Genomic DNA, 10011 nt, shown 5'->3' with positions numbered 1-10011 from the left:
CATGTGATATATTTATAACATAACGTGAATTATTTCTAACATTGAAAGGAGAATCTATCGTGAAAACAACTTGGATAAAATATTTAGGGTTTCTCGGTTTCTTCGATTTCCTCGGCTTTTTTTATGAAAAAGGACTGTTTACTATGTTGTGTTTCTTCTCCTTTTTCACATCGTATAGAACAGTTCAACACGATGAACTATTTGAACAAATCGTCAATAAATCGTGCCGCAATGCCTTTATCGTTACATTACTAACTACCGCTATCATTCTGTTTATTGAAATGTTATTTCCAAACCCGGTACTACAAGAGATTGATATCGCTCTTATTTTCAGCACACTCATTCTTACGTTCGGCTTCTCTATGTTCTTTTACGATAAACTTGTTGATGAAACGGAAGATGCACCATGGCGTTCGTAACGAAGATAAAAGAATACCGCGCCAAGTTGAACATGACACAAGAAGATTTAGCAAAGAGCGTTGGTGTGCGACGTGAAACAATTAGTCATCTCGAAAAAGGTAAATACAATCCTTCCTTACAACTTGCTCACGATATAGCGAAGGCACTACATAGTACGATTGATGAGATTTTTATTTTTGAGGATAAATAAAAAATACCGTCATTCTTTCCAAGAAGAATGACGGTATTTCTCATTGATTATCCATATAAAACCGCATGAAATACGCCTAATAGTAAGTATTGATCCTGCATGTAATCTTCATCATATACATTCATCTCAATGTAATACATATCTTCCTCAAGACGAATATTCCAATCTGCAATTACATAGCCCTTTCGTAATAACTTTCCCATTCCAAATGAAGTTTTATGGACAACATATTCTTCTGCCTTATATGTAAAGGTAAATAAGAAATTTGCATCCAATAACTTTCCGTCACATACAAGTATTTCATGCTCTGCATCATGATTATCTTTGTACGTTACTAAAATCCTTCTTTGGCGCTGCCTACTTACATCCTTTGCAATGACGCGAATATTGTCCTTACTATCCTTTGTTTCATAAATAATGTTACTACCAATTTTTGGAATGAAATCCAGCACTCTCATCAGCGTATTTTTATAATAGCCCCTTACTACGCCTACTTGCTCACTTCCATTATAAACCTCTATCGGTGTCGTATCTGCTTTGCTATCACACGGTCGTTTGTAAGAGAGTTGCATCATTCGCTCTCCTCTTAAGTACTGATCAAACGTCACAGGATATTCTATCATGCGCAGTTCCTTATTTAACTCATATAAATAGCGTTGAACGCTCTCTATTAATGTTGTAGTAGCTATACGCTCTTGAAGTTCAAATTCTTGCCAGCTGGAAAAAACATTCCATTGATTATAATCCTCTTCGTAGAAGAAACCAAGAATTACCTCTTCACGGTCAGCCGTTTCATATTTCATAGGCACGTTCTGCCCATGTTGAACTTGTTCCATCCACTGACCTAAATAAATCCCCAGCTCTGCAACCTTCATACATGATTTTTGAAAAAATACACTGTCACTCGCGCAAATCGTTACATCTCCTTCGATAAAGCCCTTTGAATAAGCATCATACCGTGGCTCATCCTTCTGCGGGAGATTCTTGTCTAACTCAAATAAAAACGTTAACATCCTTTATTCACCTCTAGTTGTTACACAGCTCTTTCCTATATTGACTGTAACTGAACATATATCAATACACTTAAAATGAAGCTACTTTTTCTTTAGTCACTTCTACAATTTCTAAAATTTGTAGCAGACTCTCCACTTCATAAGTCGGCTTAACATCTGTCCTATTTTCTTTCAAACTCGGATTATACCAACACGTATCAATGCCGTAATCTTCTCCGCCTCTCATATCAGAAGAAAGCGAATCTCCAACCATTAATACACTTGATTTATCTGTAATCCCAAACTTTTCAAACGCATAATCAAAAATCTCACGTGCTGGTTTTTGATGACCAACCTCTTCTGAAATAATAATATGATCAAAGAAATTACATACAGGCGAATTTCCAATTCTCGATTGTTGCACCTTCGTATATCCATTCGTAATAATACCTAACTTGCAATCTTGTAGATCCTCACATAATTGCACTGCACCTTCTATAAGATGTACTTCTTTCCCTAAGTTTTCAAGATATACATCGCTAAATTGCTGCGCATCTACTTTTATATTATGAAGGGCAAATAATTGTCTAAATCGATCTACCGCTAATTCACTTAGCGTAATCATTTTATTTTCTAAATCTCTCCATAATCCATTACTAATCTCTTTATAACTTGCAAGATAATCATTATACCCTGTAGGCATCCCGAACTGTACAAACGCATTATGTAATGCGTGTCTTTCTGTTTCAGGGAAATCTAATAATGTATCGTCTACGTCGAATAATATAAATTTGTATTTCATGATGTTCTCCTCAATTCCTATATTCTCATAGCTTAATTATATCAACAATAAGAAAAGGAGGCTAATTAAAACCAGCCTCCTTCTTCTTACTTATCTTCTAGCAATAACTCTTTCATTTCCTCTAACGACTCTTTCGTAAAGCCAAGGGCCCTTTCAGCGTATGCTTCAACTGATCCGTATTGCTTTTGAATTTCACCAATCGCAGCTTGCAAGTATTCAGCACGCGCTTCAAACATTGCACCTAATATCGCTCTGCTCTCATCGTTTTGTAATTTCGCACCTAAAAAGGCCATCATTTTTTCATTTAGCTTTTCACGGAATCCGTTACTTAGTAAGTAGTCTTCCATTACTGTTTTTTCTGGTACACCTAGTAAAAGTAGTAATAATGCTGAACCAAATCCAGTACGATCTTTTCCAGCTGTACAGTGGTTTACTAACGGTAAGTTTTCCGGGTTTTGCGCTAAGTTTAAGAAGCTCACGAATGCCTCGTTGCCACTTACGAAATCTTGATTCATTTTCACAAGATACTCACCTGGTTTTCCTAACATAGAAAGGTCACCAACTTGGAAAAACTCATTTATATTTAAGTCTTTCGCTAAGTCTTGCATAACTGGTAAGCACACTTGACGAACACCTGTAATTTCTGGATTCGGCTTATGCTTCACTTCAAAGTCTGTACGGTAATCACAAATTAACTTTAAGCCAGACTTTTGTAAATACGCAATATCCCATTCTGTTAGTCCTGCTAATTCTTCAGAACGGTATAATTTGCCCCATTTCACTTTACGGCCTTCTGTCGTTTCATATCCTCCCATATCACGGAAGTTAAACGCGCCTTGTAATGGCAGTCTACGCTCAGCTACTGTTACTGCTTGTCCATTACTTCCTACTAATCTAAAATATGGACGTTCATTTTCACTCGGGTTTTCAATTGTATATGATAATTCTCCATTTACCGTTGCAAGTAATTCTCCAGTTTCTTCAATATGTTCTGGTGAAGTACTCCAATAAATACGAACTTCTTCTATATTATTTTCCCATTTTATTTGTAACGTATTATCTTCATTTCTCTCTACAGTTGCTTGTAGCCAATTTCTTTGCTGCTCCATTCTTTCACCAACGCTTTCTCTTATAATTGAATCTTACCCTATTGTATTATGGGAATATCCATTTTGTCGTTCTCATTTTTCTTTTTATCTTACAAACAGGCGAAAAGTTCTTTTACTTGTTCAAAATTTGTACATGGATTACCGCGAAATACGTATGCGATTTGTTCATTACCTAAATCTTCGTATACAACTGTTCCGCGATTAGGGTGCGGATAAAACTCTAACCCGTTTATAATTTGTTTTGGGCCATAGTTCATTGTCCATGAAGAAATAGGATAATACGCTTTGTTTTTATGTCTACAAACCCAAAGTGCATATAGTTTATTAACTTCGTCCCAGTATACATACTGCGTTTCATCATTTCCGAAACCGACCGATTCAAGTTTCCAATTTAGTTTTTCATGAATTAACAAATTTACATAGGATACGTCATCTGGAGCATTCCACTCTCTACATCTTCCTATCTCACCCATTTCACTTCTCTTCGCTTGAAAGCTTAATAAGTGAAATGATGTATGTAATATCGTTTTCCCAAGCTCCATATTTACTGGTTGTAATTCAAATAGAAATCGTTCCATTTCGTCTTGGTTTACATATCCATGATCAACAGAAATTTCAACTTGTGTTTTCCATATAGATGTAACGTAACTTTCTTTTCCTTTATAATTTATACCTTTCCAATACACAAGCCCTTTATAATGAAAACAATCTCCTTTTGCTTGAGAAATACAGCTATCCGGAAATACTGGTTCCATTATATCGAGAAAAAATTCCTTTACTCGAAACATCCCAGTTGGAGTAACAACCTGAAACCAAAAACTTCCCCACTTTTCACCTTCATAACGTTCTGAAACTTTTTCAACATTCCAGCCTTCTAACAATACATTTGGATACAATAACACGAATGAATGCATGGATTGCTTTAACATATATAGTCCCCTCCCGCTATACGAGTTCGAGAGTATACATCATTCATCCTCCTAAAACTTTCTCACATATCTCTCAGTTGAACTAAACAGCTGACATCCATTCTTTTCAAAAACATCCTTCATCCATTCATTTTGTACATTTGTCTCACCAATATAATAAGATGCACCTATTTCCTTTAAGACAAACATCGCACCTGCAAATAATGCAGCTTCATATCCCTTATTACGCATATTTGGAGTAACTGCGAAGTACATAAGTTTCCCTTCTTCTAACGTACCTCTTTCAATATGCGGAATTACAATCCCTATCGGCTCTTCACCTACACTCGCTGTTAAGCAATGTTCTTTCCACTGCTCACCAATTTCTTGTAGCATCATATGCACAAATTGATCAGGAGCGACTGGTTCTCCCGTCGCTTCATTCCACAGTGAATAAAAAGCCTCTTCTCCAACTTCTTCAATAAGCTTAAAATCCATTTCACTTTCTACATCTTCTACTTCATATATATCTTTAAATACAATCATGTTTTCCGTAACATATTCAAATGAATACGTTTCAAAACATTTTTTATACACATCATAATTTAGACTTTTTGGAGAGATTTCAAAATGTAGTTTTTCTAATTCACCTTTTTTAGCTTCAGCAACGCAATATTGCATCATTTCCTCTAATTGCTCTTCTGTAAAAATCTCTGCATTATTTTCTTTTATCATAATAGAAGAAGCACTTCTTCTTATTTTAAAATGTTTTTCTAACTGTTCTATCGTCGTCATATTCTTCCCTCATCTATATCATACTCGAATTTCTAATCGTTCTCCTTGCATGAGCAGGATTGTCCTTGAATATATAGAATACTAGAAAAGATCGCATCTTTAAAGTGCGGAGGAGGTTCTCCAGTGGATATTACAGCATTGCAACAACAGTTAGAGCTTATACAACAAAATGACTATACGCAACTACAGCATATAGACGTAAATGAGTTAACTTTGAACATGCTTCAGTATATCGGAACAACTGATAGCTACGTTCGTTACCAACTTATATATAAATGTTTTGCACATTTCATTCATCATGAATTCCTTATGGACGATCAGCTGAAATTACTTCTGCAAACTTGTTTAAGTGATGAGTATTTATATTGTGACATTTACTCCCCACATACAGATGGGGTTTTCACACGTTCTTACACTGTTTCGTTAATTGCGTTAATACTCCAATTCGCTAATTCGCACTACTTTTGTACAGAGGAGGATATCGAAGAAATAAAAAATAAACTCATTACATACACAAACTTAGAAACGGATTTTCGGAGCTATATCGAAAATAAAGGATGGGCTCATTGTCTTGCTCACGTATCTGATGCCTTTACTGAAATTGTTCATAATACGTATACAACTTTTGAATGGTACGAAGAATTAATTCATTGTTTATTAAATAAAATCTTTATTCCATCTGACCTTTTTCATAATAACGAAGATGAACGCATTGTTACAGCATTACTAGCAATGCTGTATCATGATTTTCCTCAAAACGAGTTAATTTCTATTATTCATAAAAAAATAAAAAGGCTTCCTCAAATTAGAAAACGCCTTTCGCTTAATGAGTATTGTATTTTATGTGCCAACATTAAAACCTTTTTACGCACATTATTTTTCAGAACGAAAGACGACCATAACTTAGCCTTTACAGCACGTAAAACAGAAAGAATGTTAAAAGAAATTCCTAACTATTATTAAATACAAGGAGCAATGACATGGGTTATATTGAAGATATGAGAAATCTAGTAGGAAATCATCCACTTATTCTAATAGGATCACACGCCATTATATTAAATGAAAAAGATGAAGTATTGCTGCAGCTCCGTACAGATTTTAACCGCTGGAGCATTATTGGTGGTGCCCTAGAATATAACGAAACGTTAGAAGATGCTTTAAAACGAGAAGTGTTTGAAGAAACTGGACTTATTATTAAAAATCCAGAACTATTCCGTACATACTCAGGGCCAGACTTCTTTCAAATCTATCCAAACGGCGATCAAGTAAACGGTGTACTCGTTTTTTATATTTGCCGAGAATTTCATGGTGAACTTGTATGCGATCAAAGTGAATCGAAAGAATTACGCTTCTTTTCACTTAATGAATTACCTAATAATCTTCCCTCTGTTATTGAGAGGATTATTACAGATTATCTAAAAAAATAAGGGAACGCTTAACGTTCCCTCTCAAATCCAATCCGTTTTTTAATTTCCGCTAAATTTACCTTTGCAATAGCGCGTGCCTTCTCAGCACCGTTTTCCAACGCTTCATATAATAAATTCGTTTCATTCATATACATAGTGTATTTCTCACGAGGTCCAGCTAACTCTCGATCTACAACGCGAAACAACTCTTTTTTCACATCGCCCCATCCGATTCCAGTTTCATATTTTTCACGTAATGACTGTATTTCGTCTTCTGTCGCAAATTCTTTATAAATTGTAAATAAGGTTTCTAGTTCTTTCGGTTCATTTGGAAGTGAAGAATCTGTTTTGATTTTAAATATTAACTTTCGTAGTTTTTCTTGCTTTGCAAATAATGGGATCACATTTCCGTAACTTTTACTCATCTTCCTTCCGTCAAGACCAGGTAAAATAGCTCCTTCTTCTTGTATGACATACTCTGGAAGTGTAAATGTCGTGCCAAATGTATGATTAAAATACGTCGCAATATCACGCGCAATTTCAATATGCTGAATTTGGTCTTTTCCAACTGGTACATGAGTAGCTTGAAATAATAATATGTCAGCTGCCATTAAAATCGGGTACGTGTATAACCCCATATTCACTCCCGCATCGACCTCTAACCCTGCTTCTTTATTTTGCTCCACCTTCGCTTTATACGCATGAGCACGGTTCATAAGACCTTTCGGAGTTAGGCAAGCTAAAATCCAAGCTAATTCTAGAATCTCCGGCACTTCTGTTTGTCGATAAAAAATAACATCTTCTCCAAGTCCAAGTGATAACCAAGTAGCTGCTACCTCTTTCGTATAACTGCTGAACTTCTCTGGATCATGCACAGCATTTAATGCATGATAATCAGCTATAAAGTACAATGCTTTTCCTTCATTATTCTTTGACATTTGTAATGCAGGTTTAATCGCACCAATATAATTCCCTAAATGCGGATAACCTGTCGGCTTAATTCCTGTTAACATTATTTTTTCACTCACACTAACTCCTCCTTTCGCAAAATAAAAAGAGCCCCTCATCCTTAAAAAGGACGAGAGACTCCCGCGGTACCACCTTAATTAGCTATCATTAGCTCACTTCATACTTCAATAACGTGAAGTAACCGTCTTTACCTACTCATTTCAGTTAGAAGCTCCAGAGTCCATTCCATATTCATCCCTTACTGATTCTCACCACATATCAGCTCTCTGAAAAGTTTCGAATATGTACTCTTCTCTTTCATTGCTTTTTCGTTATTTTTTACAGTTTATCACATTTCACTTCCAAACAAACCCGAATTTTCTATTTTATATAGCAGGAATTTCCACTTCAATTGTCTAATATTATATAGGTTTGCAGAAATATTCGAAACAACTTTGGAGGTTTTTTCATGGTAAAATATATATCCATTTTAGGTTCCACAGGATCTATCGGCACATCTGCATTAGATGTCGTTTCAGCTCACCCTGAACATTTTAAAATCGTCGGTTTAACCGCAAATTATAATATTGATCTTCTTGAGCAACAAATCAAAACGTTTCAACCTCGTATTGTAAGCGTTGCGACAAAAGACTTAGCGGACACGCTTCGTACGCGTATTTCAGCGAATACAAAAATCACATACGGAACTGATGGCTTAATTGCGGTAGCTACTCACCCTGATTCAAATCTTGTATTAAGTTCTGTTGTCGGAGTTTCCGGACTACTTCCAACGATTGAAGCATTAAAGGCGAAGAAAGATATTGCCATCGCTAATAAAGAAACGTTAGTTGCAGCTGGACATATCGTAACTGAACTAGCGAAACAAAACGGATGTCGCTTAATTCCAGTAGATAGCGAACATTCAGCTATTTTCCAATGTTTAAACGGAGAAAATAATAAAGAAATTGAGAAATTAATCGTTACAGCTTCTGGCGGTGCATTCCGTGATAAAACACGTGATGAAATGCAAACATTACAAGCAAAAGATGCTTTAAAGCACCCAAACTGGTTAATGGGCGCAAAACTAACGATTGATTCTGCCACATTAATGAATAAAGGGTTCGAAGTAATGGAAGCGAGATGGCTATTTGATATTCCATATGAAAAAATTGATGTAATGATTCATAAAGAAAGTATCATTCATTCTTTAGTAGAATTTATTGATGGATCAGTTATGGCACAGCTCGGTGCTCCTGATATGAGAATGCCGATTCAATATGCGTTTCACTATCCTACTCGGCTACCTTCTTCCTATGAAAAATTAAATTTATTAGAAATCGGTAGTTTACATTTTGAAAAACCAGATTTAGAGAAGTTCCCTTGTCTACAATACGCATATGAATGTGGCAAAATCGGTGGTACTACTCCCGCTGTATTAAATGCAGCAAATGAAATTGCGAATGCACTATTCTTAAAAAATGAAATTGCCTTTTTTGATATTGAAAAAACAATTTACAAAACAGTTGAAGCTCATCATAACGTAAAAGATCCTTCACTAGATGCTATATTGGAAGCGGATCAATGGGCGCGCCAATATGCAAATGAATTGTTAATAAAAAAGCGCTAAAACAGTTCCCACTGTTTTAGCGCTTTTTTTCACGTATTCAACTTAACAAATCTATAACCGTGCGTAACTAACACTTTTAATATCGCATATCCTGGAATGGCTAAAATAATGCCCATAATCCCGAATAAGTTTCCGGCAGTTAAAATGATAAAAATGATAGTAATCGGGTGAATATCTAACTTTTTCCCCATAACTTGCGGAGAAATAAATTTACCTTCTGCTAATTGTACAACCATCATAACGATAATTACTTTTAACACCATTGCTGGCGAGTCGATAAATGCGATAATTAACGCTGGTGTAATCGCGATAATTGGGCCTACGTACGGAACAATATTTACAATCATCGCTAAAATTGCAAGTAGTACCGCATATTTTATACCAATAATAAGATAACCAATTAATAGCATAATACCGATAAATAAGCTGACGATAATTTGACCTCTAATATACGAGCTAATCGCATAATGCATATCATCTAGTATTCTCATTGCTGCTGGTTGTCTTTGCTCTGAAATGAACTTTAAGAAGTGATTCGGCAATTGTTCGCCATCTTTTAAAAGATAGAACAATATAAATGGAACCATTACAAATGTTAAAACAACCTCTGTAATAGTACTCAAAAATCCAGTTACATTCCCAGTTACTGATGATAATGACTTTGTAAAATCAACTGTATAGTCTTTTACCATATTCGCAACATTAATATTTAAATTCTCCTGAATTTTACCGAGTAAATTACTTTCCCCGAATCTACGTGCTGCTTGTTCAATCTCATGGCCAAAATACGGTAAGTTATCAATTAATGCATCAA

General features: G+C 35.4%; 12 protein-coding genes and 1 other annotated feature. Of the genes, 5 read left to right on the top strand and 7 right to left on the bottom strand.

The window, feature by feature from the left end:
* Nucleotides 1-59 precede the first annotated feature (59 nt).
* Complete coding sequence (locus ACQGS6_RS17770; protein WP_326318598.1) at nt 60-419, top strand: DUF3796 domain-containing protein; 360 nt, start codon at nt 60-62, stop codon at nt 417-419.
* Nucleotides 407-610, top strand: coding sequence for a helix-turn-helix transcriptional regulator (locus ACQGS6_RS17765; RefSeq protein WP_000896302.1), 204 nt, complete (start codon nt 407-409; stop codon nt 608-610). The genes ACQGS6_RS17770 and ACQGS6_RS17765 overlap by 13 nt, the downstream gene beginning before the upstream one ends.
* A gap of 47 nt (nt 611-657) precedes the next feature.
* Here ACQGS6_RS17765 and ACQGS6_RS17760 read toward each other — a convergent pair whose 3' ends face one another.
* From ACQGS6_RS17760 to ACQGS6_RS17740, 5 genes are all read right to left on the bottom strand, one after another.
* Nucleotides 658-1623, bottom strand: a complete 966-nt coding sequence (locus ACQGS6_RS17760) for a tubby C-terminal domain-like protein (protein ID WP_426965369.1) — start codon at nt 1621-1623, stop codon at nt 658-660.
* Between the two features lie 70 nt (nt 1624-1693).
* On the bottom strand, nt 1694-2404 hold the full coding sequence (locus ACQGS6_RS17755) for a YjjG family noncanonical pyrimidine nucleotidase (RefSeq protein WP_000875417.1): 711 nt from the start codon (nt 2402-2404) through the stop codon (nt 1694-1696).
* Between the two features lie 86 nt (nt 2405-2490).
* On the bottom strand, nt 2491-3513 hold the full coding sequence (locus tag ACQGS6_RS17750; protein WP_426965368.1) for a tyrosine-protein phosphatase: 1023 nt from the start codon (nt 3511-3513) through the stop codon (nt 2491-2493).
* 89 nt (nt 3514-3602) lie between these two features.
* Nucleotides 3603-4442 carry a hypothetical protein gene (locus tag ACQGS6_RS17745; RefSeq protein ID WP_002102212.1) on the bottom strand — a complete coding sequence of 280 codons (840 nt, stop codon included), beginning with the start codon at nt 4440-4442 and terminating at the stop codon, nt 3603-3605.
* A gap of 51 nt (nt 4443-4493) precedes the next feature.
* Nucleotides 4494-5216: a GNAT family N-acetyltransferase gene (locus ACQGS6_RS17740; RefSeq protein WP_426965367.1), complete on the bottom strand. Its 723-nt coding sequence runs from the start codon at nt 5214-5216 to the stop codon at nt 4494-4496.
* A 123-nt stretch (nt 5217-5339) separates the two neighbouring features.
* Between ACQGS6_RS17740 and ACQGS6_RS17735 the strand changes: the two genes are divergently transcribed.
* Both ACQGS6_RS17735 and ACQGS6_RS17730 read left to right on the top strand, forming a co-directional pair.
* Nucleotides 5340-6179, top strand: coding sequence for a DUF2785 domain-containing protein (locus ACQGS6_RS17735; RefSeq protein WP_426965366.1), 840 nt, complete (start codon nt 5340-5342; stop codon nt 6177-6179).
* Nucleotides 6180-6196: 17 nt separating this feature from the next.
* The gene (locus tag ACQGS6_RS17730) at nt 6197-6643 is read left to right on the top strand and encodes an NUDIX hydrolase (protein ID WP_426965365.1); all 447 of its coding nucleotides are present in this window, start codon (nt 6197-6199) and stop codon (nt 6641-6643) included.
* A gap of 8 nt (nt 6644-6651) precedes the next feature.
* Here ACQGS6_RS17730 and ACQGS6_RS17725 read toward each other — a convergent pair whose 3' ends face one another.
* On the bottom strand, nt 6652-7650 hold the full coding sequence (locus tag ACQGS6_RS17725) for a tryptophan--tRNA ligase (RefSeq protein ID WP_030026542.1): 999 nt from the start codon (nt 7648-7650) through the stop codon (nt 6652-6654).
* Nucleotides 7651-7693: 43 nt separating this feature from the next.
* Nucleotides 7694-7901: a binding site (T-box leader), on the bottom strand.
* A 138-nt stretch (nt 7902-8039) separates the two neighbouring features.
* On the opposite strand from ACQGS6_RS17725, the gene ACQGS6_RS17720 reads away from it, so the two are divergent.
* A complete protein-coding gene (locus tag ACQGS6_RS17720) occupies nt 8040-9197 on the top strand; it encodes a 1-deoxy-D-xylulose-5-phosphate reductoisomerase (RefSeq protein ID WP_065845324.1) in 1158 nt (385 codons plus the stop codon).
* Nucleotides 9198-9226: 29 nt separating this feature from the next.
* Here ACQGS6_RS17720 and ACQGS6_RS17715 read toward each other — a convergent pair.
* On the bottom strand, nt 9227-10011 hold a 785-nt coding region (locus tag ACQGS6_RS17715), incomplete at its 5' end, for an AI-2E family transporter (protein ID WP_426965364.1).

Origin of the sequence: Bacillus sp. GMs2/2, from assembly GCF_050172095.1 — a bacterium.
GTDB classification, from domain to species: Bacteria; Bacillota; Bacilli; order Bacillales; family Bacillaceae_G; genus Bacillus_A; species Bacillus_A cereus.
Note: the sequence above shows the minus strand (reverse complement) of the source record. Positions and strands in the feature narration are given on the sequence as shown.

Coding starts and splice junctions, on each gene's coding strand:
- ACQGS6_RS17765 (WP_000896302.1), top strand. CDS start 407: ATGGCGTTCGTAACGAAGATAAAAGAATACCGCGCCAAGTTGAACATG.
- ACQGS6_RS17760 (WP_426965369.1), bottom strand. CDS start 1,623: ATGTTAACGTTTTTATTTGAGTTAGACAAGAATCTCCCGCAGAAGGAT.
- ACQGS6_RS17755 (WP_000875417.1), bottom strand. CDS start 2,404: ATGAAATACAAATTTATATTATTCGACGTAGACGATACATTATTAGAT.
- ACQGS6_RS17750 (WP_426965368.1), bottom strand. CDS start 3,513: ATGGAGCAGCAAAGAAATTGGCTACAAGCAACTGTAGAGAGAAATGAA.
- ACQGS6_RS17745 (WP_002102212.1), bottom strand. CDS start 4,442: ATGTTAAAGCAATCCATGCATTCATTCGTGTTATTGTATCCAAATGTA.
- ACQGS6_RS17740 (WP_426965367.1), bottom strand. CDS start 5,216: ATGACGACGATAGAACAGTTAGAAAAACATTTTAAAATAAGAAGAAGT.
- ACQGS6_RS17730 (WP_426965365.1), top strand. CDS start 6,197: ATGGGTTATATTGAAGATATGAGAAATCTAGTAGGAAATCATCCACTT.
- ACQGS6_RS17720 (WP_065845324.1), top strand. CDS start 8,040: ATGGTAAAATATATATCCATTTTAGGTTCCACAGGATCTATCGGCACA.